This is a genomic window from Phyllobacterium trifolii (assembly GCF_014192095.1).
In the GTDB taxonomy this organism is placed as follows: Bacteria; Pseudomonadota; Alphaproteobacteria; order Rhizobiales; family Rhizobiaceae; genus Phyllobacterium; species Phyllobacterium trifolii.
Genome location: NZ_JACHXN010000004.1, coordinates 145,041 through 170,362, shown reverse-complemented (window position 1 = coordinate 170,362; position 25,322 = coordinate 145,041). Strand labels below are relative to the sequence as shown.

Here is a 25,322-nt window from a genome sequence, read left to right as displayed (position 1 = left end):
TGAATAAATACCCAAGGTTGATGGTAAATTTTTAGGACAACTTGCGCGATGGGCTATGCCGCGGTGAAGACAATCTCTTCGGGGCTGGCATGGATCGAGATGGTCATGCCGGCTTCCTGGGCCAGCAGCAACGTATAGTAAGGTTGAACGCCGTGGGCATCGATCGGCTCTTCGGGAACCTTGCCGCTGTGCAGTTCAAGGAATTTCGGTGGTACGCGCAGCATTGGACCACGTGATGTCAGGACAAAACGCGGCTGTGTTTCCGGGGTTTGCAGCGCGACAGACAATGTGCCACCGCGAGGCAGGGCTGCATTTGCGATCAGGACCAGATTGAGCAAGAGCTTCACCTTGTTCTTGGGCAGCAGAACCCGGGTGCCTTCCCAGCTCAATTCGGCTTTTTCGCCCTTCATATATTCATTGGCGACATTCTGCGCGTCACCCGTATCGATCTGGACCCCGGCGGAACCGGCGGCGCCGAAAGCAATGCGCGCGAACTGCAGGCGAGCAGACGCGCTGCGTGCGCTGGATTTGATGAGGCTCATCGCGTCTTCATCGGAACCGCCTTCTTCGAGCAATTCCAACCCATTGTTGATGGCGCCAACGGGTGAAATGATATCGTGGCAGATGCGGCTGCTCAGGAGCGCTCCGAGGTCCGTTGCCGAGAGAATAACGGGCAATGTCATGGGGAAAATCTCCTGAAGATTGGCTGGTGGTTCAGAGGCCGCCGCGAATCAGTAACACGCGAATCACTCCGATTTCTGGCCTATTTGGATACATAGCTCGATCATGATCGGCAAGAACGTCTTGGCCGGAGCCTGCAAATGTTGAAATTTCAAGGTTTTTGCCATTCTTTGCAAGTCATTGAAATGCCAAGATCGATTCATAAACTTTTATACAAGGTTTAGCGCCTTAAAATGAATTCGATTTTAAAAGCAGGCGCAAGATCTGCTCATCCTTGCATCAGGCGTCAGGCAAAGAAGCGAACAGCCAAAAGGAATTATGATGGCGTCTCTACTCTTGTCTTTGAACCGCGGCTTTCTCCTCATTTTGACACTTGTGTCACTCGTTGTCGCCCAGGCGCAGACGGCGCGTGCGCAAGAAACCTATACGATGGAAGAAATCGTCAATTCCGGCCAGCGGTTCTTCGGATCGACTTCAGGTGGGCTCGCCACGGCTGTCGAAAAAGTCTTCCAGAGTTACGGCCTGCCCAACGGCTATGTTCTCGGGGAGGAAGGATCTGGCGCTCTCATCGGCGGCCTGACCTACGGTGAAGGTTCGCTCTACACCAAGAATGCCGGGGATCACAAAACCTTTTGGCAAGGACCATCGATCGGTTGGGATTTCGGCGGACAGGGTTCGCGCGTCATGATGCTCGTCTACAATCTCGATGATGTGCAGAACCTCTACGGCCGCTTTGTTGGTGTTGCCGGTTCCGCCTATCTTTTCGCCGGGGTCGGTTTCAATGTGCTCAAGCGGAATCAAGTCCTGCTTGTTCCGATCAGGACGGGCGTCGGTGCACGTCTGGGTGTCAATGTGGGTTACCTGAAGATTACCCAGACGGCGACGTGGAATCCTTTCTGATAAAATAAACCGTATCGCATTTGGGACGCGAGCTTCTCAGTTCGCGTCTTTGCGTTTCAGGGCCTGACTGTAGAGCCTTGCATGCCTAAATAGTACCGTTCTGCCGGAGGGAATTCGTGGACAAGGTCAAGGGGTTGGGCGAGGCCGATGCCTTTCCATCGGACGATGCCGAAGCCCGATGGATTTGGCCCGAATTTGCCGGCCCTTCGGGTTTCCGGCTGGCGGCCAACCACTTTGTCAGGCGGCATCGGGCGATGGATAAACATCGGCCTCGCCACCTTCCGCGTGGATTGTCTCGCCATCCAAGAAACAGAACTGCTTCTATTTAGGCACGAAAGGCTCTAGTACACCTTGTGCCAAGATAGATATCCAACAGGACCCTGATCGTGATCCAGTCTGCACTATATTTTGCTTTCGGATTCCTGAGCGCCGTGCTGCTGGCGCTTTTGGTTGCGCCGCCCATCTGGCGCCGGGCGACACTGCTCACACGCAAGCGTGTCGAGGCGGAGATTCCGCTGACGCTCAACGAGATACAAGCCCAGCGGGATGGCCTGCGCGCCGAACATGCGATCGCCGAGCGCAAGCTTGAGTTGATGCTGGAAAGCTCCCGCGAAAAAGCTGCACTGCAGTTGGCTGAACTCGGTGAGACAGAGCGTCTCATACGCAACCTCACCTCTGAACTTGCGACGCGCGATGCGGCGATTGCCGAGTCACGATCGTCATTTGCCGATCGTGAACAGGAACTGGAGAAAGCCGCAGCCATGATCATAGGGCATGAGCGATTGATCGAGCAAAAGTCGGCTGAACTCGAACTCGTGCATCGCCGCGTGTCCAGCGTCGCGATGAATGCGGATAGTTTTCAAATCGAAGTCGCAGCGCAATCGGCCCGAATCGACAATCTTTTAGATGACCTGAAAGAGGTCCGGCAGGACAAGCGCGACAGCGACAACCTGAGACTACGAGCCGAAGCAGAGATAAAGGAAGTGCAGCATTCGCTGGCGCAGGAAACCAAGCGAAGCGCCGAACTTGAGAAGCGCTCCAATGCCCTGCTCAGGCAAATTTCCGATAGCGAGGCCAAGCTTTCAAGGCGCGAGAAGGAAATCGAACGGATCAATGAACGTTTGCGCAAGGTGCTCGCCGAAGGGCGCAAGGAGGGATCTTCTGTGCTGGACACGCCGCGCGGCAAGCAGGCGCTGGTTCAGGCGCAGGAGACCGAGCGCTTGCGCGAAGAGATGAATACACTTGCAGCGCAGGTTGTTGCCATGGTCGCGCGGCTTGAGGGGCCAACCTCGATGGTCAACGAACTGCTGGCGAAAGCCGAGAGCGAAATGTCTCCGGTCCATGGCGAAAACGGCGAAATCATCGTGAGCCTGGCCGATCGCATTCGGGCTTTGCAGACTGCGGCTTCAGAGACCAGAAAAACGGCTGAAACGCGATAGTGCGATGCCCGAAGCTGTCGCAACGTTCAGGCTGTCGAAGCTCCCGGACATGGGGATTTTCACTGTTTTCAGTTTTTCCAAGAGTAGCTTTGGTAGCCCTTCGCCTTCTGTGCCCAGAAGCAGCGCAACGCGCCGCGAGGGCTTGGCATCGTAAATATCGGTTATGCCGGCGGGGCTGAGGGCAAAAATGTCGAATCCGGCAGTTTGCAGTTTGGCCACGATGGTTTCGATCGATCCTTCCCTGGCAAAGGGGACTTTCAATGCCGCGCCGACCGATACGCGGATGGCCTTGCGGTAAAGTGGATCGCAACTGGTTTCGTCCATAAAAATGCAATCCGCTTCGAAAGCGGCGGCGTTGCGAAAGATCGATCCCATGTTGTCGTGATTTGAAATGCCGCACAAAACGACCGCCAATGCCTTGTCTGGCATTCCATCGATCAACGCATCGATGGAATGCGGCGCGTTGCGGCCGCCGACAGCGAGGATGCCGCGATGCATGGGAAAGCCGGCAATTGCATCCATGACCTCGCGGGACACGCAATAGATCGGTACATCAGGCGGGCAAAGCTTGAGCTGCTGGGTCAGTCCGGCAAGCCGGTTTTCAAGTATGAGGAGCGATTCCACCGCGAAAGCCGGGTTGGACAACATGACATTGAGGACAACCTTTCCCTCGGCGATGAATCGGCCCTCGCGCCCGACGAGATCCCGTTCACGCACATTCCGGTAAGGCGCAAGCCGGTCATCCTCAGCATCGTCGATGCGGGTTACCCGATGTTGCAGCCAGTCGGGCTCTTCCGGGACCAGTGTTTTCACGACTGCGATGCAAGCCCGGCGCGGGCCTCGCCAGCCATCCACACGAGCGTCATGTGCATGTCCTTGGCAGACGTCAGGGGCTCCTTGAAAAAGACACGCAGGACGTCGTCACCCTCGGCCAGATCGAAGCCATCGGCGTCAACACCTGTCATGCGCCACTTGCCATTGGGTGCCTTGGCATAAAAGCGGGCATAAAGCGCGATCGCATCGGAATGGTCTTCGTTCATATGGTCGACGGCGCCCTGTTCCGCGGCGGCGAGTTCCTCTCCGACCGCACTGAGGCTAAGCCAATCATTTGGTGACAATTGATAAGCCTGACCAAAGCCGCCATTCAGCTTGGCGCTTTCAGGTTCCAGCCGGAAAAAGCGAAAATCACCGAGGCCTACATAGAGCTTGGCCTTGGGCAAGTGGGAAAGATAGCGCCATGCAATTCGGGTGTGTTCCGGCGTATCGCGGGCAATCTCTCGCGCCTTGGCGGTTATCGTCATGCGTGGATGGGCGAGTGGGTCGCCTTTGCCCGGTTCGCCGACCAAAAGCGAGCACCGAGGATCGGCCAGCAGTGCCGGTGTGTGTGCGGCGAGGGCCGAAACAAGGATGATTGGTGCGCCATCATGATCTGTCGAGATGCCCACGCGCGTGGCGATCGGAGCGCCGGACTGCGGATCGAGCGTCGCAATCACGGCATGGCGCGCGGTACGCATCAACGTGCGCGCAAGGCGTATTGCATTGTCGTCAATCTCGCGGAGGACGTCTTTCTTTTCGCTCACGTGTCATCCCTCAAACCGGTCATCTTGCCGATTGATAGTTTGTCACACGGATTGGAACAAGCCCTGTGCAGACAGGTAGCGAGGATGGACCGGGAATGTCAGGCTGCGATCGCCCGATTGTCGTTAAGGCCAATATCGTTCATGCAATCGGCGAGCAGATCGAGATCGACCGGTCCGATCGTGCACAAAACCGGGGCAACATCTTCAACCGGAATTTGCAACGCCATAAGTTCGACAAGCGCTGCCATAAGCGATTCGCGAGTATCGTAGCGGACTGAATGATTGCGCATAGCGTGCCTTACGAGCTTGGGCAGATGCACAAAGTTTAGGGCAAATGTGGTAAACAAGTTCTTAATTTTGCCATTATTGAAATTTTTTTGCTGTTGAAATGAATAAAATAACTGCATATTTTCAAATGGATGGTAATGTCGTATATCACAATAGTCATCACTGCCATTGTTTGGCCCTAAATCGCATCAATCTGTCAGCAACTTCACCAGCAGGATTAACAGCGATGAGAAATGCTTCGTGAACGGCGTCGGTAGGGGAAAACTCCACTCTGTTATAGGCATTGTTGCGGCGGCCGGTCTTGTCACCGGTTGTACGACGAGCCAGAATTCAGGCAAATTATCCGCCGGTCTGACGACGCATTCGGGTACCAAAACTACTTCTTACGCCTATACGCCGAAGGACAAGGAATGCCTTGAACGGGCGATGTTCTTCGAGTCCAACCGCTCGAGCAAGGAAGGTTTGCTCGCGGTCGGTACCGTGGTGATGAACCGTCTCGATTCGGGCAAATGGGGAAATTCAATCTGCGGTGTGGTTGGTCAGAAAAACCAGTTCGCGCCGGGCGTGCTATCTCGGCCCATGCGTTCTGTGGCAATGCCCGACGTGCAAGCTGCTGCGGATGCCGTGCTCAAGGGTGAGCGCAATCCCAAAGTGAAGAACGCTATGTATTTCCATACCGCGGGTCTTCGGTTCCCTTACAAGAACATGCATTACACTGTCGTCGCGGGCGGCAACGCGTTCTACGAAAAGCGTGACCGTTATCATTCAGCCGATATAGCTTCGAATGATGCCAGCCGTGCAATTGCCAACGCCTATATTGCCAGCACCAGAATGGCAGGGGGCAATGTGCAGATGGCCAGCGCTGCGCCGAGTACCACAACGACGTCCACAGCGACTTCAGGTCGTGTTGTGAAGGATACCAGCCAACAGCCGATCGTTGTTGCTCAGGCTGATCTTCCCTTGCCACCCCAAATGGCATTTGCCAGCGACAAGGTAGCAGTGCCAGTCGATCCTCCGGCGCAGGCAATGGAGTACACGGCTCCACAACCGGTAACGATGCCAGCCGCGACGGCGGAGGGAACTCTGCAGACCAGTGCACTAGCCTATGAAGCGCCAACCGCAAAGAAGGCAGACGCGATCGGCCAGATGCTTTTGGCGCAGGATCGTCCAAGCACCCTCAACTGATTTCCACGTGAACTATTCGGACACCAAATAGTGGTGAGCCCATTCGCTATGGGGAATAACTTGTCCTATGGCGTATTGGAAAGACAACACCGTCATGTGGTCCGGAGACGTGGCGCAGGTGTAGGACAGATGGTACCATTCGCCCTTGCTCCGGAAAGCTGCGCCGCCTGAACGGATCTTGTCACCTTTGATCTTCGGTTCTTCAAAAGCATAGGCGACCAGTTCGTCCGCTACCAGTTTGGCCGGATCCTTGTGGATGCGCTCCATTGCCTCGAGATCACAGCGCTGTTCGAGCCGCGTTTGCGGGTCCAGCCGCTTCAGCTCTTCCGCAGCGCCATTGTCCATAGCGCGTGCCGGACTTGCCAAGGCGGCCGACACCAAGAGCATGGCGCTTATTATTCTCATCGTAGGCGGCTTTCATCGTGTGATCGCAAAGGACGAGTCGTAGGTACTTGTCCCGGCGCGGTATTGATACCAACCGGATTGGGACTAAATTATGAAAGCCCCCCTGGCCTGAACAAAATGGCAGTGGGTTCCGCCGTCAACTGGCCGCTTTTTGTCCCCCATCGCCGTTCGCATCGATATAGGCATATATATAGGAAAACGACGGCTGCGCGCGATTGGCGGGCTCGACCAATCCTGCAACGCTACCGAGTGACGCCGCGTAGTTGTTGCAGTTGTAGCCGAACATGCGCCACATGGGCGGATTGGCAAGATCTTCCTGCACTTTGCCAAGCAATTGCTGATACTGACTTTCGGTCAGCGATACGCGATACGCCGCGTTTGGCGTGAGATGGCAGTCAGCATAGCTCGGCACCAGATCCGCGGGCATAGGGACAAGCGCGCCGGCATACAATCCAGCAAGGCTGCCTTTTGGGAAGAGGCCGGTATAAAGGCGGGTCACCGGATTGCCTTTGGCGTCCAGTCGTCCAAAAACCACGTAAAGATGACCGCTCGGTATGCCGGGGGAGAAACGCTGGCGGAACTCGATATAGGCGGGATCACCGATTCTCGTGCGATTGGCCGTCAGTTTCGCCGGTGAGCCATTGGGATTGCCGTGCGGAGCGCAGCTGAGCTGCGGTGTTTCAGGAGCGTAGGCCGATACCGTAATCGCGCTGGTGGATTGGGGGACTGACTGACAGGCTGTGAGGGAAACTACGGCGATGCTGGCGATGATTGCTTTGAACGATACTGGAGGCACGATTAACCTTTTGTCGGTTTGTCAGTAAACATAGGGCAGGACACGCCACGTGCGCGCGCGGTATCGGCTATATTCCTCTCCAAATGCTTCCTGCAGCATCGCTTCTTCAGGGCCTATCCGAGAGAAAAACAGATAGCCGAAGCCAACAATGCCAGCCAGACCGGCGACATAGTTCGGGAGGAGCAACGCCTGGGTCAATGCCATGAGCCAGAACGCCGTATACATCGGGTGACGGAGATATTTGTAAATGCCCGTGGTGATCAGCTTATGGTCCTGCTTCAACTGCAGCGATACGGACCACATTTTTCCCAGCGCCTTGTGCGTGAGACGGAACATGATCAAGGAGAGAATTCCGGAGGCAATACCAAGCAGGAAAAGTGTAGGGCTTGCCGGGTAGGATGCAAAATGTGGCTGGTCTGTCACAACGTAGATTGCCGGAATGATACCGAGGCCGGTGAGGGAAACCGCAAGTCTGGCCGTATCGGCGCCTTTCCGCCGATCGACCGTGAGGTTCACCTTGCGCGCGCGTCGATCGAATGGACGGCGCAGCGCATACCAGGCAACGACATGAAGGACCCACAAGACCTTGCCGGCAGAAACAAGAGAGATCATGTGGTGGCAGTTCCAGCAATATTGAGTTTTGCCGGGGAAGGTGTGTTCTGATCACAGCGCAGGCCACCTAATGCGGCGACATCGGCGAATTGTTCCGGGCCACATAAAATGGCATGCCATGAGTAATGGGTGCGTTTTTCGACGCCGAAAACAAACTGGCGATGCACGCGAAAGAAATCCCGTCGAATAGATTTATATGCCTCATCGCAAAGTTGGTTGCGGAAACGCACTCTCACCAGGATGGGCGATTTTCCATCTTTTATCTTTAAGTCCCGTACGGGATCAGATTGGTAGAAATTCATTGGATCCGTCAGCGATTGCACATCGATCCAGACCGTTTTGCTATTTGCAACGGTCTCGACACTTTCGCGCAGCGTGCGAGCAGCAGGATGCAATGCTACCTTCAACAGACTGGATCCAACAGTGAGCAGGCCATATCGCCGAGAACCCTCGCGGCGAAGGGCGGCATCGAGAATCGGAATTGCGCAAACCGCGCCAAGGCTATGAGCTGCAACAACGATTTCTGTGCCGGGTGGAGCATTGCTTATACGATTGGCTGCATCGGCGATGACGCGATCCAGTTTCCGCATCACATCCGGACGTTTGCCTCGTGCCATATCACGGGCGAACGTCCAGTCATCCATGAGGAGCAGGAAATGGAGCTTCGAGGCAGCGAGCCAGAACAACAGGATGGCGGTAGTCAAAGCTATCGCCGGCGCGACCGGTACGCTGGTTTGGTTGTACAACGCGGCAAGACGCCCGGTGCCGTAGGATGCACCCAGTATGACAAAGCAGATCAACAATGGATAAACGAAAAACAGGGCATAGCGCCAACTCGTCGCAACAAACCGGAAGAACGTCCCGGTGAGGATAAAATCAAGCAGGGCGATAATTCCACTTAGCAACCGCCTTAGGGGATTTCTGGACGCGTAGAAAAGGGTGATGTCGCCTAGTCCGTAGAGGATGAAATCCGTATTGGCCGACCAGCCTTCGCCTGAAGTATGCAGACTGAATTCGCCGGTCGCGATCCCGCCATCAGTCGAGGAAACGCGCAGCGGTTCAGACTGGGTCAAGGACATGTCGTAAACAGGGGCTGTCTTGGCCGCTTCGCGAGTAAAGCGGCGATGATGGGCCTCTACAGGCATATGCTCAAAGCCTGGTAATAATACGACCAGACGATTGATAACGGACATCTGCAACCTTTTCTCGTCGGGTATAATCGGTGTCAGCGACCTATGACAACTACTGCCAAGGATTCTAGATGACCGACGTTAACAGAACATCGCCGGCGCGTAAAAGTTGCAACCCACAATTCGATTTATGCGTCAACTTGCCTCTTCATTTTGGAGCCATCCGGATTGCGCCATCAAGACGGATAGTTTCGCCGTTAAGCATCGGATTTTCAATGATATGCAAGGCCAGGGCCGCATACTCCTCCGGCTTGCCAAGTCTCGACGGGAAGGGAATGGAGGCGGCAAGGGAATCCTGAACCTCTTGCGGCATGGCGAGCAGCATAGGTGTTCCGAAAATGCCGGGCGCAATAGCCATGACGCGAATGCCGAAACGCGCGAGTTCGCGCGCAGCGGGTAGGGTCAGGCCGGCTATGCCGGCTTTGGAAGACGCATAGGCGGCCTGACCGATCTGGCCGTCAAAAGCGGCGACGGATGCGGTGGAGATGATAACACCGCGCTCGCCCGTTTCGAGCGGATCGAGCTTTGAAGCGGCATCGCTGACAAGCCGAAGCATATTGAACGAACCGATGAGATTGACCTCGATCACGCGCCGATAAAGATCGAGATCGTGTGGGCCATCACGACCAACGATGCGCCCCGCATTGGCTATACCGGCGCAGTTGACGAGAATACGCGGCGTTCCGAGTTCGTCGATCACTCGCGCAACGGCCTTCTCGGCATCACCTGCACTCGACACATTGCAACTCAATGCCAAGCCGCCGATCTCATTTGCGACGCTCTGCGCGGCGTCAAGATTGATGTCGAAAAGGGCAACTTTCGCACCTTTTGCCGCCAGCGCGCGGGCCGTCGCTGCTCCCAAACCCGAGCCACCACCTGTTACAATTGCCACATGTCCATTCGTATCCATGATCGTCTCCGATGCTCGTTCCTGCCTTCTCGCATGGGTGTGGTCGGTTATCCAGCCGTTTCACTGTTTCCTGCCGTCAAAATCGTTCCTTGCCGCACAAGTATGAGGCCCCCTGCGACACGTCATAGTAAAAGCCAGTGGACGGATTTTTAGGGATTTTCACTTTTTTTTTGGCATGAAGGCAGAGATTCTCCAGAATCCAGTATTATCGGCGTTTCGGTGGGTTGACTGCGAATAAATCTGCTTGCATTGCGACATGGCAAAGGCTTCCATGCAACCTTCGTTGTAGGCATGGGGGCCTGCAACACAAAAAAACCTCTGAAGGTGGAAAAGATGAATACCTACAAGAAACTCCTTGCGGCGACCGCGCTCGCAATGCTGACAGGTGGGCTGATGGCAGGTGGAGCCGCAGCCAAGACGTTAGTCTTTTGCTCGGAAGCTGCCCCAGGCGGTTTTGATCCGGCGCTTTATACGGGTGGTGAGACACTCGATGCGACAGGACAAGCCGTCTTCAACAAACTGGTGGAATTCAAGCCAGGAACGTCGGAAGTTGAACCAGCTCTCGCTGATAGCTGGACGATCTCCGATGATGGTCTGGAATACACGTTCAAACTTCATCCAGGCGTCAAGTTTCAGACGACAAGCTATTTCACGCCATCGCGTGAGCTAAATGCCGACGATGTGGTGTTTTCCTTTGAACGCCAGAAGGAAGGCAGCCCTTGGGCCAAGTATGTCGACGGCGCTTCCTACGAATATTTTGAGGGCATGGACTTCCCGAAGCTGATCAAGTCAGTGGAAAAAGTCGACGACCTGACTGTGAAGGTCACGCTGACCAAGCCCAACGCACCAATGCTTGCCAACCTTGCCATGGACTTTTCGTCCATTGTTTCCAAGGAATATGCTGACAAGCTGATGGCTGACGGAACACCGGGAAAGCTCAACGAACAGCCGGTTGGTACGGGCCCATTCCAGTTCGTGGACTATCAGCTCAACACTGCTATCCGCTACGAAGCCAATCCTGACTACTACAAAGGCAAGGTCAAGCTCGACAGCCTTATCTTCGCGGTTACGCCTGATGCGGCTGTTCGCGTGCAGAAGCTCAAGGCCGGTGAATGCCAGCTGACGATTTATCCGGATCCGGCAGATGTGGAAGGCCTGAAGGCTGATACAAACCTGAATGTCATCCAGGAAGAAGGCCTGAACGTTTCGACGCTTGCCTACAACACAACGCAGGCGCCGTTCGATAAGCCGGAAGTGCGCAAGGCACTCAACCAGGCAATCGACAAGAAGGCCATCGTCGACGCCGTTTATCTCGGTCAGGGTACACCGGCGATCAACCCGATCCCGCCAACGATGTGGTCCTACAACAAGTCGATCAAGGATGACGAATACAATCCTGAAGCGGCAAAGGCAGCACTCGAAAAGGCTGGCGTAAAAGATCTGTCGATGAAGATCTGGGCTATGCCGGTTGCACGTCCGTACATGCCAAACGGCCGTCGCACTGCCGAACTGATCCAGTCGGATTTTGCCAAGGTTGGTGTGAAGGCCGAGATTGTTACCTTCGATTGGCAGGAATACCTGAAGCAGGCTTCCGATCCAAAGCACGATGGTGCCGTCATTATCGGCTGGACCGGCGACAATGGTGATCCGGACAACTTCCTCGCAACCCTGTTGTCCTGCCAGGCGGTTAATACATCCAACCGCGCTGCATGGTGCAACCAGGAATTCACGGATTTGATCAACAAGGCGGCTGTCGTCTCCGATCCGGCAGAGCGCACCAAGCTCTATGAAGAAGCGCAGGTTGTATTCAAGCGTGAAGCACCTTGGGCAACGCTTGCTCACTCGCTCGTTACGACAGCTATGACGAAGAACGTATCTGGCTATGTGCCGAGCCCGCTCGGTGTTCATAACTTCGCCAGCGTCGACGTCGCAGAGTAAATTTACTCCAGCGGTACCGGCTTCGGCCGGTACCGCATTTTTATCAGGTCACCATGTTTCGCTATATCGCGTCCAGAGTGCTGCTGCTGATTCCGACGTTTATCGGTATCAGTTTTGTGGCCTTCATTTTCATTCGTTTGTTGCCCGGCGACCCAGTTATCGCACTTGCGGGGGAACGCGGCATGACGCCGGAACGGCATCAATTGCTGATGGACCAGTTCGGCTTCAACAGGCCCATATGGGAACAGTATTTCTCGTTCTTATGGGGTATTTTCCATGGAGATTTTGGCACGTCGATTGCCAGCAAGCGGCCCGTACTGGCGGATTTCCGGGCGCTTTTTCCGGCGACACTGGAGCTAAGTATCTGCGCCATGCTCTTTGCCGTTATCATCGGCATCCCGGCGGGTATCTTCGCTGCAGTCAAGCGCGGTTCGATATTCGATCAGTTGAGCATGGGCATCGCGCTCGTTGGTTATTCGATGCCGATCTTCTGGTGGGGTATTCTCCTTATAATCCTTTTCGCCGGCATACTGCATTGGACACCAGTGTCAGGGCGCATGGACCTCATCTATTTCTTCAAGCCGACCACAGGCTTCATGCTGATAGATAGCCTGATTTCAGGTGGCAAAGGCGCATTCAAATCGGCTGTTTCGCATCTGATTCTGCCGACAATCGTGCTTGGAACGATCCCGCTCGCTGTCATTGCCCGTCAGACTCGTTCAGCGATGCTGGAGGTATTGGGTGAAGACTACGTGCGCACAGCCCGGGCAAAAGGCCTCGAACCCAAGCGCGTCATTGGCGTGCATGCTCTGCGCAATGCGATGATCCCGGTCATCACGACGATCGGTTTGCAGATGGGGCTGCTCATGGCCGGTGCAATCCTGACCGAGACCATCTTTTCCTGGCCGGGCATCGGCAAGTGGATGATCGATGCCATCTCCCGCCGCGATTATGTCGTCGTGCAGGGAGGCCTTATGCTCGTGGCGCTGATCGTCATGGTCGTCAATCTGATTGTTGATCTGCTCTATGCGGTTATCAACCCGCGCATTCGCGTAAAGTGAGGAACCCGTGACCAACGAAGTTTCCCCGCCCGTACCGCTCGCCTCATCCCAGACTTCGGGCCGTATGGCGCGGTTTTCGGAATTCTGGTTCTATTTCAGCGTCAACAAGGGCGCGGTGATAGGTTTTGCCGTTCTCGTCCTTCTGGTGCTGATCGCCATATTCGGTCCGCTCATCGCGCCGCATGCTCCCTACCAACAGTACCGTGATGCTTTGCTAACGCCGCCATCATGGCAGGTGGGCGGCAAGGAGCAGTTTTTGCTTGGCACCGATGCCGTGGGCCGGGACCTGCTATCCCGCCTGATCTACGGCGCGCGTTATTCGTTGTTCATCGGCTTGATCGTCGTGACGTTCGCGATGATCACTGGCGTTATTCTCGGTGTGTTGGCTGGCTATTTCCGTGGTTGGGTCGATACGCTGATCATGCGCATCATGGACATCATCCTGGCCTTTCCGCCGCTGCTGCTCGCACTCGTGCTGGTGGCTATTCTGGGGCCTGGCCTATTCAATGCGATGATCGCTATTGCTCTCGTTCTGCAACCGCACTTTGCCCGGCTTACGCGTGCGGCGGTCATGAGCGAGAAGAACCGCGAATACGTTATTGCGTCGAAACTGGCAGGTGCTGGCCACCTTCGCTTGATGTTCAAAACGATCCTGCCGAATTGTCTCGCGCCGCTGATCGTGCAGGGAACTCTGTCGTTCTCGAATGCTATTCTCGAGGCGGCGGCACTCGGGTTCCTCGGCATGGGTGCCCAGCCGCCAACACCGGAATGGGGAACGATGCTGGCAGAGGCCCGCGAATTCATCCTGCGTGCCTGGTGGGTCGTGACATTCCCGGGTCTGGCAATCCTGATTACAGTCCTCGCGATCAATCTCGTTGGAGATGGTCTGCGCGACGCCCTCGATCCTAAGTTGAAAAGGAGCTGAGGTATGGCGCTGCTTGAAATCAAGAATCTCTCTGTCGGCTTTGATACCAACGCTGGCCTTTTCATGGCTGTGCAAGGCATCGATCTTTCGGTTGATAATCGTGAGGTTCTGGCGATTGTCGGTGAATCCGGTTCGGGCAAGTCTGTTGCCATGCTGGCCGTGATGGGCCTTTTGCCGAAGACAGCTACCGTCACCGCCGACAGCATGACATTCGACGGCCACAACATGTTGACCATGACCGGCAAGCAGAGGCGAGAAATCGTCGGCCGCGACGTCGCCATGATCTTCCAGGAACCGATGGCGAGCCTCAATCCCTGCTTCACAGTCGGTTTCCAGCTGGAAGAGGTGCTGCGCTTCCATATGAAGATGGATGGTCCGACACGGCGCAAGCGTGCGATCGAACTCTTCAAGCAAGTGGGTATCCCGGCGCCGGAAGAGCGGTTGAACTCCTTCCCGCACCAGATGTCCGGCGGTCAATGCCAGCGTGTGATGATCGCCATTGCCATTGCCTGCAATCCGAAACTGCTGATCGCTGATGAGCCGACGACAGCGCTGGACGTGACGATCCAGAAGCAAATTCTTGATCTGCTTGTCAGCCTGCAGGTGAAGCATGGCATGGGCCTGATCATGATTACCCACGATATGGGTGTGGTCGCGGAAACGGCTGATCGCGTGATTGTTCAATACAAGGGCCGCAAGATGGAGGAGGCCGACGTGCTCTCGCTGTTCGAGTCGCCCAAAAGCCCCTACACCCGCGCGCTTCTGTCTGCCTTGCCGGAGAATGCGACTGGCGACCGTCTGTCAACGGTTGCAGATTTCATGAAGAATGAAGCCGCCAATGCAGGAGTGGCGCCATGAGCGAGGTCGTACTCGAAGGCCGCAATATCGTCCGCGACTATCATGTCGGCGGCGGCCTGTTTGGCAAGCAGAAGACCGTGCACGCGGTCAAGGGCGTCAGCTTTACTTTGGAAAAGGGCAAAACCCTTGCCATCGTGGGCGAGAGCGGTTGCGGAAAGTCAACGCTCGGCCGGATACTGACGCTGATCGATCCGCAAACTTCCGGCGAACTTTTGATCGACGGCAAGCCTATCAATATCGCCAAGGATCGCGTCACGGCGGAGATGCGCCGCAAGGTGCAGATCATCTTCCAGAATCCCTATGGTTCGCTTAATCCGCGCCAGAAGATTGGTGAAGTTCTGGGCGAACCCTTGTTGTTGAACACCAACAAGACGGCTGCAGAGCGGCGCGATCTGGCGATGCAGATGCTGGTGAAGGTCGGTCTTGGGCCTGAACACTACAATCGCTATCCGCACATGTTCTCCGGAGGTCAGCGCCAGCGTATCGCGATTGCGCGTGCGCTTATGTTAAGTCCAAGTTTGCTTGTCTTGGATGAACCGGTCTCGGCGCTGGATCTCTCGGTACAAGCACAGGTTCTTAATCTGTTGGCCGATCTGCAGGACGAGTTCAATCTTACCTACGTCTTCATCAGCCACGATCTTTCTGTGGTGCGCTACATCGCCGACGAAGTCATGGTGATGTACTACGGCGAAGTCGTTGAATACGGTACGCGGGAGGAAGTGTTTGCCAACCCGCAGCACAGCTATACGAAGACGCTGTTTGCAGCGACGCCGAAGTCCGATGTAGAAAGCATCAGGGCACGCTTGGCCAAGAAGAAGGCCGCATGACATGACCAAAAAGCAGCCGATCTCCACTGCGCCGAAAGATGGCAGCAAGGTTCAGGTGTTCTGGACCGACGAGGACGGACAGGAAAATGAGTCCATCGGGCAATATCGTTCGCTGGATCGCTTGAAGGCCACGGGTGGTCAGTGGGACGAAACGGATGCCGGCTGGTGGATATTCACGGATTCAAATACGCAGAAAAAAGTCGTGCCTCATTCTTGGCAGCCAGCCGGGAAATCCGGCGACGAGGATGCCGAAGAAGAGTAGCCTGAACTAGTGCTTCTGGTGCTTTAACAGGCCGCGCACGATGTCATCGGCGGAGATCATCCCGAGAAATGCGCCGTTTTCCACGACGCCCACATCGCCACTATTCTTCGCGATTGCTTGCATGATTTCACGTACCGGCGTTTCCGGACGCGCCGTAGCCGCAAACGGCCTGCTGGCGGGACGCGTGCGATCAAGGGGAACCATGATATCGGCGGCAGTGAGGACACCAAGTGGATTCATGTTGGCGACAAAATCCGCAACATATTCATCGACCGGATTAAGCAGGATGTCTTGAGCCGTACCGCACTGGATGATCCGTCCGCCTTCCATAATGGCGATCCGATTGCCAATTTTCATGGCCTCGTCGAGATCGTGGCTGACGAAAACGATCGTCTTCTTCAGGCGCTCCTGCAGACTGAGAAGCTCATCTTGCAGGCGGGTTCGAATAAGCGGGTCAAGCGCTGAAAAGGGCTCATCCATCAGCAGGATCGGTGCACCTGTCGCGAAAGCGCGCGCAAGGCCGACACGCTGCTGCATGCCACCGGAGAGCTCGCCGACTTTACGCTTGGCCCAGTCCTTGAGATTAACCAGTTCCAGCTGCTGCTGCACGGCTTTCGCGCGCTCTTCTTTCGGAACACCCGAGAGCTCAAGTCCGAACCCGACATTCTCTTCAACGGTACGCCAGGGCAGGAGACCGAACTGCTGGAAGACCATCGAAACAAGGTGCTTGCGCAGATCCCGCAAGGTTGTCTTGTCAGCCTTGCCGACATCGATGGACCGCCCTTTGTTGTGAACGACGACGGAGCCGCGCGAGATAGGATTAAGGCGATTGATGGCGCGCAGGAGCGTCGACTTCCCGGAGCCCGAGAGCCCCATCAACACGACTATTTCCCCTTCGGCGACAGTGAGAGTGCAATTGTGAACGCCAAGCACATGGCCTGTTTCAGCCTGGATATCCGAGCGGCTTTTGCCCTGGTCGGCCAAAAACAAGGAACCGTCAGTCTTCTTGCCAAAAATAATACAGACATTATCCAGTGTGATTGCGGTCATTCACCTGGCTCCTTGCCGGGGCGGAATATGCGGTCGAGTATGATGGCGACGACCACAATGACGAGGCCTGCTTCGAAGCCCAAGGCCGTGTTAACCGAGTTCAGCGCGCGCACGACTGGAACGCCAAGGCCATCGGCTCCGACCAGAGCGGCGATGACCACCATGGAGAGCGACAGCATTATCGTCTGGGTAAGTCCAGCCAGGATTTGCGGCATAGCGTAGGGCAGTTCGATCTTCCAGAGCAGTTGGCGGGAAGATGCACCGAATGCCTCGCCCGCTTCGATCAGGTGCCGGGGTGTCGAGGAAACGCCGAGATGGGTGAGGCGGATGGGTGCTGGCAAAACAAAGATTGCGGTTGCAATCAGGCCGGGCACCATACCTATGCCGAAAAAGACGATGGCGGGGATGAGATAGACGAAGGTGGGTAAGGTCTGCATGAGGTCGAGTACAGGACGTATCGCGGCATAGAACTTCGGCCGGTGCGCGGCGATAATGCCGATGGGCACGCCGATGCCCATGCACAGGATGCACGAGGAGAGCACCAGGGTCAGTGTCTCCATTGTTTCTTGCCAGTATCCCTGGTTGAGGATGAACAGAAAGCCGAGAATGGTGAGAAGCGTGACCGCTATGGACCGGCGCAGGGCGTAAGCGATGGCGGCGAAAATCGCGACCATGATCAGGGGATGTGGATATTTCAGCACAAACATCAGGCCGTCGATGAAAGCCTGCATGACAGCGGCAAGTCCATCGAAAAATCCGGCAAAATTGGTGGTGAGCCAATCGACGGCCGCTTTCGCTGTCCTGCCAACCGGAATCTTGTCTTGCGTTAACCAATCCAAACCAAAACCATCCCCACAAAGAGTAAGTGAAAGGAGCAGCCCGACCAGTGCACCGGGCAGCTCATGTTCTTTGGTCTCTTATCCCGTCAGGGACAGCGATTGTTATAGGCCCAGCGATGCCTTGACCGCGGGGAGGCCTTCCTTGCCGTCGAAGGTTGTAACACCTGCCAGCCACGTATCCAGAATCGCCGGGTTGGCTTTCAGCCACTCGGTTGCGGCCTTGGCACCGTCTTCACCGTCATCGAGAATCTTGCCCATGATCTCATTTTCCATCTGCAGATTGAATTTGAGATTGGCCAGAAGCTTGCCGATATTCGGGCATTCGGTGGTGTACCCAGCACGAACATTGGTATGAATGATTGCGCCGCCGAAGTCCTTGCCGAAAACATCATCGCCGCCCGAAAGATAAGCGAGCTTGAAATTCGAGTTCATCGGGTGCGGCTCCCAACCGAGGAAGACGATGGGTTTTTCGCTTTTTGTCTGCTTGGCGACCTGCGCGAGCATGCCCTGCTCGGACGATTCAGCAAGTTCAAAACCCTTCAAACCGAAGGTGTCCTTGGAAATCATGTCGAGAATCAAGCGGTTGCCATCATTCCCGGGCTCGATGCCGTAGATCTTGCCGCCGAGATCATCCTTGAACTTGGCTATGTCCTTGAAGTCTTTCAGACCCTTGTCATAGAGATATTGCGGAACTGCGAGCGTGTATTTCGCTCCTGTCAGATTAGGGCCGAGGTCTTCGACAGTCTTGTTGTCGAGATATGGCTTGACGTCCGCAGACATGGTCGGCATCCAGTTGCCCAGGAACACGTCAATGTCTTTCTTGCCAAGCGAAGCATAGGTCACCGGCACGGAGAGAACCTTCGTGTCGGTCGAATAACCCAGGGCCTTCAACACTTCGCTCGTCGCAGCCGTGGTGGCTGTGATGTCAGTCCAGCCGACATCGGCGAATCGGACTGTCTTGCAGGATTCGGGTTCCGCAGCGAATGCCGTACCTGCGGAAAGGACCAAAGCCAAGGAAATGGTGAGTTTGGATAGTACTTTCATAGATAGTTCTCCCCTTCCGGTTTTTACCGGATTTTCAATGTCATGAACCAAGCACCAAACGGAAACGCATTCAAGCATAGGCGCGCATAAATCCGGTCAAATAGCGACAGTTGTTGATATTCCGACAAAAGTTGCAAGGGAGTGGATTGTAAGGGTTCATGCGGAGAGCCAACTCTGATTAAAGCGGGAGATGGCAAAACTCTATTTCAGTTACTCGGCTATGAATGCCGGAAAATCGACGCTGCTTTTGCAAGCTTCCTACAACTATCAGGAACGCGGCATGCGGACGATGCTGTTCACGGCTGCGCACTATGCCGAAGACGGTGTCGGAAGGATCACCCCACGTCTGGGTGTCAGCGCCGAAGCGCTGCTTTATCGCGATCAAGACGATCTTTTTGCGCTTATCGCCAAGGCCCACGGTGAAAGCGCGCTGAGTTGCGTGTTTGTCGACGAAGCGCAGTTCCTGACCAAGGAGCAGGTCTGGCAGCTGGCGCGCGTGGTCGACCGCCTTAACCTGCCGGTCTTGTGTTTTGGTCTGCGCACGGATTTTCAGGGTAAACTCTTTCCCGGTTCCGCGGAATTGCTCGCCATTGCCGATACATTGCGGGAAATCCGCACCATCTGTCACTGCGGCGCCAAGGCGACAATGGTTGTTCGTCACGGACCGAAAGGGGAGGCGCTGCTTGAGGGCGACCAGGTGGCAATCGAAAAATCCGTATACGTCTCGCTGTGCCGCAAACATTGGGAAGAGGAAACGGGACGTCCATAAGTCTTAAGCGGCGAATCTCTGCTTGCAAGTTTACCTTGAGACCTGTCATTTTCCCGTAGGCTTTTTTTCGCAATGTACCGTGTCTATATTCGGTCGTCGCGAGAGGCGATTTTGGCAATCAGGGGAATACGTAAATGGCGAGTCTGCAGCACTTCGATTCCGAGATCGAGAAGACCAGAACAATGGTCAACGATATGCGGACGAAAATCGATCAGTCCACAATAGTCCTCGACAAATTCGCCAAAGCTGATGAGAAGATCGGCGCTTCCGATTTCGATATTGAAAATGCGCGTATTGACGACGTTTTACGCCAGCAAAAGGTAATGGAAGGCAATATCGCCGAGCTGATCATCGGGCTGGAGGATGCCACCAATGTTTTCGGTTCCGAATTCGAAAGCATGAAAGGCTATTCCGGCTGGGAAAAGTTTATCGGCATCTTCTCCAAGCAGAAGATGCAGCGCCTGCGTTCAGACCGCGTCCGCAATATGTCACTTGCGGGAAATCTTCAGGAACTTCTTTCCAAGTCCGACCGGATTGTCGGTATTCTGAAAGAGCAGAAAGGTGTTCTGGACGAGCGCTACAAGACCTCTGAAGCGAGCCTTGCGACTGTCATAGAACGGCGCAAGTCCACCATCGCCAACCTCGAAGCGACGCAAAAGCGAATCGAGGAACTAAACCCGCTCTTGCTGGATATTGAAAACAAGATTGCGGCATCGACAGATCAGGGCGCACGCACCGAGCTTGAAGGTCAGCGGTCGAAACTTGCGACAGAATATAATGAGCGCCAGGCCAAGGAACAGGAGCTTCTTGCGGAAAGCCAGACGCTGGAACGCTATACCTCGATGTTCCAGACTTTCGTCGATTCACTCAATAACCAGATCGCGGCGCAGAGTACGTTGATCAACAAACTGTCGATCGACACCGAGCAGCGCATCGTTCTTTACAAAGCGCTGGAGGATTCTTTGAAAACGGCTGCGCAACAGGATGTGGCGCACAAGATCAATACGCTTGGTAGCAAGGTGGATACGGCAGCTGAAGAGACCATGGCCGGTGTCGGTGCAGCGGCGCAGAAGCACATTGGCGATCTTCTCGAAATGCACGAGAGGAACATGGTCAGTTCGCAGGATATCCAGCGTCGCAAGAAGCTGGCCGACGATGCTTTCTCCCGGCGGTTTTCAGAGGTCCTGAAGAAGCACAACTCTGCTGACTACGTGAAGAGCTGATCGATGAATGGTGATGCGGATCTTGCGGCGGCTGAGCGCTATTTTGGCGCTATTCGCGCCGCGCTCGATGGGCTCGAGGTCTTTCTGAACAACCAGGATTCGCCGCTCTACAAACATGATCTGGTTGCACAGACTTTGTCTGAATATCTGCAGCGCCTTGATGCTTCGTTCGAATGCTGGCGCAACAGGCTCGGGTTTGCCGAGCGCTTTCGCATATCCAAGGCCGAGAGCGGCTTTCCTGTCTTCCAGAATGTTCTGGAACTTGAAAATGACAAGAAGGACGCATCGGTGCGGCTTGCTGCCATTCCGCCGGCGGATGCACTTCGGGGCGAGATGGCGGATTTCATTCTGCGCAATCGCGAGTTTCCGCGCGACCTGCAAAGGTCCATGGCGGAACGGGTATATCTGGAAGTCGTCGACAAAGGCGAGATATTCTCCCCCTTCCTGCTCCCGACCACCATCCGGGTTTCTGTTAACCCGAAAACCATGCGCCCCTTTTACGTGGTGCATTGGGGCGCATTCGACGGAGCCTCGAACTTGCCATTGATCTACATGGCGATCATCGAGGACTCATCCGAAGATATGGTGGAGACGCTAGTGGTCGAGGGCAAGCTCAACAGCAAGGTCAGGATTCCTCTGCCGGTCGGCGGTCTTCTCAATCCGGATCTCGCACGCCGCTTCGACGATTTCGCCGCGAAGAACTCGGCCTATTCGCTGTCGCCAGTTACCATCGCTACGGCACTCGATCAGGATTTTCCGGAACTGCACCCCAAGCAGCTACGCCGGCTTGTTCTCGGGCCATTCTACACTGCCGGAATTACCGAGCATAATCAGAAAGTTGCCGACGTTCTTGAGCGGGTACGCAAGCCGGAGGACGCTTGGCTCCTGACCTGGACCTTGCAGGAAGTTTTTTCCAAGGCGGAGAAACCCGGCAAACGTGGCCTTTGGTCGTCGGAGCCATCGCGTGAAGAGTTTCACATCAATACTGATGACCTCGAAGCGGCGAGGCAGGGCGTCAGTCATTACGAGCAGCATGCTCTGGTGCCGCATGAGGCCTATCAGGCGTTGTACGCATCGGGGGAAGCGGCAGGGATCTTCAAGGGGTTTCAGACGCACATTCTGTCAAACGGCCAAGTGGTTAGCGGGATATGAGGAGGGAACGATCATGGATGTCGGTCTGACCACGCTTGAAGAGAAGGACATCTCCAAGCATCTTGCCGTCGCACAGGCAATGGTGACGCGATTTGTCTCGCTCGATAGCGGCGAAAAGTCCGGTACCGAAATTGCCGGTACCGGCAGACGTTTTGTTTCGACCGTTTCAACGGGCGGATTGCGCAAGACGCGTGAGGTGGAGCTTGCAAAAACGATCCAGTCTGTGCGTGCCGACGATCAGATGCTTTCCATTGCCCAACACACGCTGCTGTTTCGGGCTCGTCGTGGTGTAGCGATAGCACTGGCCGTCGCCGATGTTTTCGGCCGGCAAAGTGATCTTGAAAGCCTGATGGCGCGCAATGCTTCCGCTCCGTTACAGGGCGAAGAGGCTAGTCATTTCAAACGGCTTCTGTCAGCCGCGGCTTACGTTGGCGCTTTCGCCTTTGCCGCCTATCTCGCGCAATTGATCGAGGCTGATTCAGAGCCAGCCAATGATATCAGGGAGTCGGATTTCGTCTTCGATACGGCGCAAGACGTGTTGAAATCGGTGATTGCCGGTCTCGATCGCGCAATTTCCGGCGCGAGCGATGAGCAGGTGATGCTGGCGCGCGCCAAGGCCTTTTCCGCGCTTGCCATCGAAGGGCTTTTGCAGCGCAAGGGACGGTTCGACGGGCTTGGCAGTTTCGAGGATACGCATCTACGGCTCGACAGCGACGACTTCACGCTGGACGGGTTCGATGTTGCGCCATCGAAGAAAAGCGCACCGCTGGTGATGACATTCAAGAAACCGAACGAAGTCGTCGGCAACCACATCGCCAAGTTTCAGGCCCTGAAGCTCTCCAAAATGCTGATGGCTTATGATTTCGACCGGCAGCTCAATCCGTTTGTCGAGTTGGGCGGGTTCCTGTTCACGTTCATTGGTGATGGTGCGCCGGGCACGGGCAAGACCACGCTGATCCAGATGATCGCCGGGCTGCTCAATGATTATTGCCAGGTCGCGGGTTACGCCTTTCACTATGAGAACTTCGGTGTGGATCAGATATCGTCGTATCAGGGCAAGTCCGGACAGAACTGCAAGCAATTCGTGACGAATGTGCTCAATCCGCGCGTGATCGGCTTCGGTACGATCGACGACATCGACCAGGTGGCGGCAAAGCGTTCGGATGATAGGGCATCCTCGGGCCAGCACGAGATCACCGGCGTGCTGATGGAAGCTTTTTCAGGCGCTTCCACTGTTGTTCGCGGGAATTGCTCGTTCGGCATGTTCTCCAACTACCCGGAGAATGTTGACGATGCGTTGAGGCAGAGGGCAGGGGCGCGCTGGCTGGTCGACGGGCCGCAGACACGCGACGATTATATCGATATCTTCGCGCTGCTGGCAGGCAAAAACCACAAGATACCGCTCGGCGACCACAAGCTTTATGAAGCGCAACAGATCGAACGGGCGGTCGAGACAGCCTATGAAGAACTGTCGGAGCCGCAGGAGGAGGGGCTCAAAGTGGTCTTTGATCGCTTCATCAAGGACAATGGCGAGCCAAAAACCCTGTCCGACATCGGCACCTATCTGCACATGATCAAGGAGCGCGAGCCACGTTTCACTGGCCGCGCCATCAAGAACGTCACCGACGCAATCAAGATGCGTGCGATGGATGTGGAACTTCCGGATGAATGGTTCGAAAAGCCCGATACGTTCATGCACAAGGCCTATGATGAAAAGAAGGCGATGATCGAGGCACTGCGCAAGCCATTCACCATGGAGATAGTGCTGCAGGAAACCAACCGATACGCGGATTCGGAATTCCGTTACGCCGACAAATCCGACGATGCGGCCGTGGACAAGATGGTGCGGGACGCGAGATTGCGCGAGCGGGCAGTGCGGGAAGTCGAAGCGCTCAAGGCCAAGGGGCAGTGGGACCTCTGATGGACCTCCTCTACGAAAACGAGCTGATTTATGGACGCTTGCTGACGATCGACCAGCCGCACCTGATAGAGCGTTATAATCGCGCGCTGAAATCCTTCGGTTTTCCTACGACGAAACTCAAGAAATTCAATGTCGACAGGACCGGCTTTTCGCCAGAAATCGCCAAGGAGCTGAAGGATCCGTCTTATCTCGATCCAAATGGCGTCAACCGGCGATTTATCATTTTGACACCCGCGCAGGCGGATTTGCCGGTGGTGCACACGCAATTTTCCAACACTTCGCAACTGATGTACGAGTTTTTCACCAGCAATTCCCGCGCCATCAATGCGCTGACGATCAAGGATGTACTCTACGGCGAGATCGAGGATAGCGTTTCGGTCGTCAATGACATCGAGGACCTTCTGTCGATCAACCAGGTTGAGTTCCGGGTGCTTTCCGCCGAGAACGTCATGGGGCAAGCGGCGGAATTGCGGCTGCTGGTCGACAGGCTGGAAGACGAGCCAGACGCCTGGCGCAACAACGAGCTCATCAACCGCATGGTGGAACTCGCCAAGGTCACCGGTGATATCCGGGAAAATTCGCTGGTGCCGGATAAGGTGATATTCCGGCATCGCGCCTTCTGGACCAGCCATTTCGGCGGTGTTTTCATCTTTGTCGATGACAATACGACGACAGTCATTGGCGATCCGTCCGCGCCGGGATTCCGGCGTTCGCGGCCGTGGCAGGTCAATTATATTTCCATCAAGGATGCCGAGCAGGTCTTTCAGTTTCTCAGCACCACTTCCCGCATTGAAATTCCGCGCGCCTCATGGATCGAGCAATCGGGCTATCTGGAAAATCGCGGCGAGATGATCATCCGCCATTTGATCCAGTCACTGGAGCCGGAGCGGGACCTGACCAATATCGACCGTATCTGGCTGCAGACGTGGATTCACGCCAATGCCAGCCTGATCAACCATGACGGCACATGGCCATTCCTCAATGCAGTCAAGCGCGAGATCGGCCAGACCGGGCAGCTCAACATGGCGGAAATCGATCCGAGGCGCCGGTTTCTTGTCATACGCGCCCTGCCAAGACATCCGGACGCCTGGCTGGTCAACCACCTCATCAGCGATTTCGTGCCGTGGGATTTCCTGTCGCGTTATGTCTTCAACAAGCCGGCATTCTATGCGGACTATCAAGGCTGGAGCCCTCCCTATCAGCAACATGTCGTCGAGACACTGAAGACAATTTATTTGAAGGATAAGGAAGGGTTGAGGAAGAGGCTGTATGGGTTGGCGTAAAGTAGAGTGGGGGCGAAAATTGTCGCTACTCGTCAATTAGCGTTCGGCTCTTTGCTGCGAAGGCGGAACTTTTGGACCGATTCTACAGGCCGGTTCCCTATCTCGCAGGAACACGTTGTCGATTTTCTCGAAACAACCTATGTGAGTGACAGGTAAGGGCTGCGCCAGCGGCTTTGTGGACTTG

26 protein-coding genes are annotated in these 25,322 nt (G+C 55.4%); 14 read left to right on the top strand and 12 right to left on the bottom strand.

What is annotated here, in order from left to right; genetic code table 11:
• Window positions 1–53: 53 nt before the first annotated feature.
• On the bottom strand, window positions 54–683 hold the full coding sequence (gene chpT, locus FHS21_RS07885; RefSeq protein WP_112530603.1) for a histidine phosphotransferase ChpT: 630 nt from the start codon (window positions 681–683) through the stop codon (window positions 54–56).
• A gap of 319 nt (window positions 684–1,002) precedes the next feature.
• Here chpT and FHS21_RS07880 point away from each other — a divergent pair, with 319 nt between their 5' ends.
• Window positions 1,003–1,581 (top strand): DUF1134 domain-containing protein, encoded by a 579-nt coding sequence (locus FHS21_RS07880; protein ID WP_112530605.1) that lies wholly within the window; start codon window positions 1,003–1,005, stop codon window positions 1,579–1,581.
• 386 nt (window positions 1,582–1,967) lie between these two features.
• Window positions 1,968–3,020, top strand: coding sequence for a coiled-coil domain-containing protein (locus tag FHS21_RS07875; RefSeq protein ID WP_112530609.1), 1,053 nt, complete (start codon window positions 1,968–1,970; stop codon window positions 3,018–3,020).
• On the opposite strand, the gene FHS21_RS07870 is transcribed toward FHS21_RS07875, so the two are convergent.
• From FHS21_RS07870 to FHS21_RS07860, 3 genes are all read right to left on the bottom strand, one after another.
• Window positions 2,988–3,833, bottom strand: coding sequence for a TrmH family RNA methyltransferase (locus FHS21_RS07870; protein ID WP_312879855.1), 846 nt, complete (start codon window positions 3,831–3,833; stop codon window positions 2,988–2,990). The two genes, FHS21_RS07875 and FHS21_RS07870, sit on opposite strands and share 33 nt — an antisense overlap.
• Window positions 3,830–4,600: a HugZ family pyridoxamine 5'-phosphate oxidase gene (locus tag FHS21_RS07865; protein ID WP_112530611.1), complete on the bottom strand. Its 771-nt coding sequence runs from the start codon at window positions 4,598–4,600 to the stop codon at window positions 3,830–3,832. Before FHS21_RS07865 ends, FHS21_RS07870 begins: the two co-directional genes overlap by 4 nt.
• Window positions 4,601–4,698: 98 nt before the next feature.
• Window positions 4,699–4,890: a hypothetical protein gene (locus FHS21_RS07860; RefSeq protein ID WP_158482220.1), complete on the bottom strand. Its 192-nt coding sequence runs from the start codon at window positions 4,888–4,890 to the stop codon at window positions 4,699–4,701.
• A 238-nt stretch (window positions 4,891–5,128) separates the two neighbouring features.
• Between FHS21_RS07860 and FHS21_RS07855 the strand changes: the two genes are divergently transcribed.
• Window positions 5,129–6,073 carry a cell wall hydrolase gene (locus tag FHS21_RS07855; RefSeq protein WP_312879854.1) on the top strand — a complete coding sequence of 315 codons (945 nt, stop codon included), beginning with the start codon at window positions 5,129–5,131 and terminating at the stop codon, window positions 6,071–6,073.
• A gap of 12 nt (window positions 6,074–6,085) precedes the next feature.
• On the opposite strand, the gene FHS21_RS07850 is transcribed toward FHS21_RS07855, so the two are convergent.
• The 5 genes from FHS21_RS07850 to FHS21_RS07830 form a co-directional block, all read right to left on the bottom strand.
• Window positions 6,086–6,478 (bottom strand): DUF930 domain-containing protein, encoded by a 393-nt coding sequence (locus tag FHS21_RS07850; protein WP_112530615.1) that lies wholly within the window; start codon window positions 6,476–6,478, stop codon window positions 6,086–6,088.
• A 136-nt stretch (window positions 6,479–6,614) separates the two neighbouring features.
• Window positions 6,615–7,274, bottom strand: a complete 660-nt coding sequence (locus tag FHS21_RS07845) for a hypothetical protein (protein ID WP_183661578.1) — start codon at window positions 7,272–7,274, stop codon at window positions 6,615–6,617.
• A gap of 21 nt (window positions 7,275–7,295) precedes the next feature.
• Window positions 7,296–7,886, bottom strand: a complete 591-nt coding sequence (locus FHS21_RS07840) for a protein-S-isoprenylcysteine O-methyltransferase (protein WP_112530618.1) — start codon at window positions 7,884–7,886, stop codon at window positions 7,296–7,298.
• Window positions 7,883–9,079: a hypothetical protein gene (locus FHS21_RS07835; protein ID WP_183661575.1), complete on the bottom strand. Its 1,197-nt coding sequence runs from the start codon at window positions 9,077–9,079 to the stop codon at window positions 7,883–7,885. Before FHS21_RS07835 ends, FHS21_RS07840 begins: the two co-directional genes overlap by 4 nt.
• 145 nt (window positions 9,080–9,224) lie before the next feature.
• Window positions 9,225–9,986 (bottom strand): SDR family NAD(P)-dependent oxidoreductase, encoded by a 762-nt coding sequence (locus tag FHS21_RS07830; protein ID WP_112530622.1) that lies wholly within the window; start codon window positions 9,984–9,986, stop codon window positions 9,225–9,227.
• A gap of 333 nt (window positions 9,987–10,319) precedes the next feature.
• On the opposite strand from FHS21_RS07830, the gene FHS21_RS07825 reads away from it, so the two are divergent.
• From FHS21_RS07825 to FHS21_RS07800, 6 genes are all read left to right on the top strand, one after another.
• A complete protein-coding gene (locus FHS21_RS07825) occupies window positions 10,320–11,924 on the top strand; it encodes an ABC transporter substrate-binding protein (RefSeq protein WP_112530753.1) in 1,605 nt (534 codons plus the stop codon).
• A 53-nt stretch (window positions 11,925–11,977) separates the two neighbouring features.
• Window positions 11,978–12,985 (top strand): ABC transporter permease subunit, encoded by a 1,008-nt coding sequence (locus FHS21_RS07820; RefSeq protein ID WP_112530624.1) that lies wholly within the window; start codon window positions 11,978–11,980, stop codon window positions 12,983–12,985.
• A 64-nt stretch (window positions 12,986–13,049) separates the two neighbouring features.
• Window positions 13,050–13,910 carry an ABC transporter permease subunit gene (locus FHS21_RS07815; protein ID WP_112530754.1) on the top strand — a complete coding sequence of 287 codons (861 nt, stop codon included), beginning with the start codon at window positions 13,050–13,052 and terminating at the stop codon, window positions 13,908–13,910.
• Window positions 13,911–13,913: 3 nt separating this feature from the next.
• Window positions 13,914–14,768, top strand: a complete 855-nt coding sequence (locus FHS21_RS07810; protein WP_112530626.1) for an ABC transporter ATP-binding protein — start codon at window positions 13,914–13,916, stop codon at window positions 14,766–14,768.
• Window positions 14,765–15,595 carry an ABC transporter ATP-binding protein gene (locus FHS21_RS07805; protein WP_112530628.1) on the top strand — a complete coding sequence of 277 codons (831 nt, stop codon included), beginning with the start codon at window positions 14,765–14,767 and terminating at the stop codon, window positions 15,593–15,595. The genes FHS21_RS07810 and FHS21_RS07805 overlap by 4 nt, the downstream gene beginning before the upstream one ends.
• Window position 15,596: 1 nt before the next feature.
• Entirely contained in the window at window positions 15,597–15,857 is a 261-nt protein-coding gene (locus FHS21_RS07800) for a hypothetical protein (RefSeq protein WP_112530630.1), read from the top strand.
• A gap of 6 nt (window positions 15,858–15,863) precedes the next feature.
• Here the strand turns inward: FHS21_RS07800 and choV are convergent, their stop codons facing one another.
• From choV to FHS21_RS07785, 3 genes are all read right to left on the bottom strand, one after another.
• The gene (gene choV / locus FHS21_RS07795) at window positions 15,864–16,907 is read right to left on the bottom strand and encodes a choline ABC transporter ATP-binding protein (RefSeq protein ID WP_112530632.1); all 1,044 of its coding nucleotides are present in this window, start codon (window positions 16,905–16,907) and stop codon (window positions 15,864–15,866) included.
• On the bottom strand, window positions 16,904–17,746 hold the full coding sequence (gene choW, locus FHS21_RS07790; RefSeq protein WP_112530634.1) for a choline ABC transporter permease subunit: 843 nt from the start codon (window positions 17,744–17,746) through the stop codon (window positions 16,904–16,906). Before choW ends, choV begins: the two co-directional genes overlap by 4 nt.
• A gap of 102 nt (window positions 17,747–17,848) precedes the next feature.
• Complete coding sequence (locus FHS21_RS07785) at window positions 17,849–18,790, bottom strand: choline ABC transporter substrate-binding protein (protein ID WP_112530636.1); 942 nt, start codon at window positions 18,788–18,790, stop codon at window positions 17,849–17,851.
• 190 nt (window positions 18,791–18,980) lie between these two features.
• Here FHS21_RS07785 and FHS21_RS07780 point away from each other — a divergent pair, with 190 nt between their 5' ends.
• The 5 genes from FHS21_RS07780 (at window position 18,981) to FHS21_RS07760 (ending at window position 25,138) form a co-directional block, all read left to right on the top strand.
• A complete protein-coding gene (locus FHS21_RS07780) occupies window positions 18,981–19,559 on the top strand; it encodes a thymidine kinase (RefSeq protein WP_183661573.1) in 579 nt (192 codons plus the stop codon).
• A 134-nt stretch (window positions 19,560–19,693) separates the two neighbouring features.
• Window positions 19,694–20,782 carry a coiled-coil domain-containing protein gene (locus tag FHS21_RS07775; RefSeq protein WP_112530638.1) on the top strand — a complete coding sequence of 363 codons (1,089 nt, stop codon included), beginning with the start codon at window positions 19,694–19,696 and terminating at the stop codon, window positions 20,780–20,782.
• Between the two features lie 3 nt (window positions 20,783–20,785).
• Window positions 20,786–21,934, top strand: a complete 1,149-nt coding sequence (locus tag FHS21_RS07770) for a hypothetical protein (RefSeq protein ID WP_112530639.1) — start codon at window positions 20,786–20,788, stop codon at window positions 21,932–21,934.
• A gap of 13 nt (window positions 21,935–21,947) precedes the next feature.
• A complete protein-coding gene (locus tag FHS21_RS07765) occupies window positions 21,948–23,855 on the top strand; it encodes an AAA family ATPase (protein WP_112530640.1) in 1,908 nt (635 codons plus the stop codon).
• The gene (locus tag FHS21_RS07760) at window positions 23,855–25,138 is read left to right on the top strand and encodes a DUF6638 family protein (RefSeq protein WP_183661571.1); all 1,284 of its coding nucleotides are present in this window, start codon (window positions 23,855–23,857) and stop codon (window positions 25,136–25,138) included. The genes FHS21_RS07765 and FHS21_RS07760 overlap by 1 nt, the downstream gene beginning before the upstream one ends.
• Window positions 25,139–25,322: the final 184 nt, after the last annotated feature.

What these genes read in the sequence shown, in the direction of transcription:
- chpT (WP_112530603.1), bottom strand. Translation starts at nt 683, where the DNA reads ATGACATTGCCCGTTATTCTCTCGGCAACGGACCTCGGAGCGCTCCTG.
- FHS21_RS07880 (WP_112530605.1), top strand. Translation starts at nt 1,003, where the DNA reads ATGGCGTCTCTACTCTTGTCTTTGAACCGCGGCTTTCTCCTCATTTTG.
- FHS21_RS07860 (WP_158482220.1), bottom strand. Translation starts at nt 4,890, where the DNA reads ATGCGCAATCATTCAGTCCGCTACGATACTCGCGAATCGCTTATGGCA.
- FHS21_RS07850 (WP_112530615.1), bottom strand. Translation starts at nt 6,478, where the DNA reads ATGAGAATAATAAGCGCCATGCTCTTGGTGTCGGCCGCCTTGGCAAGT.
- FHS21_RS07840 (WP_112530618.1), bottom strand. Translation starts at nt 7,886, where the DNA reads ATGATCTCTCTTGTTTCTGCCGGCAAGGTCTTGTGGGTCCTTCATGTC.
- FHS21_RS07835 (WP_183661575.1), bottom strand. Translation starts at nt 9,079, where the DNA reads ATGTCCGTTATCAATCGTCTGGTCGTATTATTACCAGGCTTTGAGCAT.
- FHS21_RS07830 (WP_112530622.1), bottom strand. Translation starts at nt 9,986, where the DNA reads ATGGATACGAATGGACATGTGGCAATTGTAACAGGTGGTGGCTCGGGT.
- FHS21_RS07825 (WP_112530753.1), top strand. Translation starts at nt 10,320, where the DNA reads ATGAATACCTACAAGAAACTCCTTGCGGCGACCGCGCTCGCAATGCTG.
- FHS21_RS07820 (WP_112530624.1), top strand. Translation starts at nt 11,978, where the DNA reads ATGTTTCGCTATATCGCGTCCAGAGTGCTGCTGCTGATTCCGACGTTT.
- FHS21_RS07815 (WP_112530754.1), top strand. Translation starts at nt 13,050, where the DNA reads ATGGCGCGGTTTTCGGAATTCTGGTTCTATTTCAGCGTCAACAAGGGC.
- FHS21_RS07810 (WP_112530626.1), top strand. Translation starts at nt 13,914, where the DNA reads ATGGCGCTGCTTGAAATCAAGAATCTCTCTGTCGGCTTTGATACCAAC.
- FHS21_RS07805 (WP_112530628.1), top strand. Translation starts at nt 14,765, where the DNA reads ATGAGCGAGGTCGTACTCGAAGGCCGCAATATCGTCCGCGACTATCAT.
- FHS21_RS07800 (WP_112530630.1), top strand. Translation starts at nt 15,597, where the DNA reads ATGACCAAAAAGCAGCCGATCTCCACTGCGCCGAAAGATGGCAGCAAG.
- choV (WP_112530632.1), bottom strand. Translation starts at nt 16,907, where the DNA reads ATGACCGCAATCACACTGGATAATGTCTGTATTATTTTTGGCAAGAAG.
- FHS21_RS07785 (WP_112530636.1), bottom strand. Translation starts at nt 18,790, where the DNA reads ATGAAAGTACTATCCAAACTCACCATTTCCTTGGCTTTGGTCCTTTCC.
- FHS21_RS07780 (WP_183661573.1), top strand. Translation starts at nt 18,981, where the DNA reads ATGGCAAAACTCTATTTCAGTTACTCGGCTATGAATGCCGGAAAATCG.
- FHS21_RS07775 (WP_112530638.1), top strand. Translation starts at nt 19,694, where the DNA reads ATGGCGAGTCTGCAGCACTTCGATTCCGAGATCGAGAAGACCAGAACA.
- FHS21_RS07770 (WP_112530639.1), top strand. Translation starts at nt 20,786, where the DNA reads ATGAATGGTGATGCGGATCTTGCGGCGGCTGAGCGCTATTTTGGCGCT.
- FHS21_RS07765 (WP_112530640.1), top strand. Translation starts at nt 21,948, where the DNA reads ATGGATGTCGGTCTGACCACGCTTGAAGAGAAGGACATCTCCAAGCAT.
- FHS21_RS07760 (WP_183661571.1), top strand. Translation starts at nt 23,855, where the DNA reads ATGGACCTCCTCTACGAAAACGAGCTGATTTATGGACGCTTGCTGACG.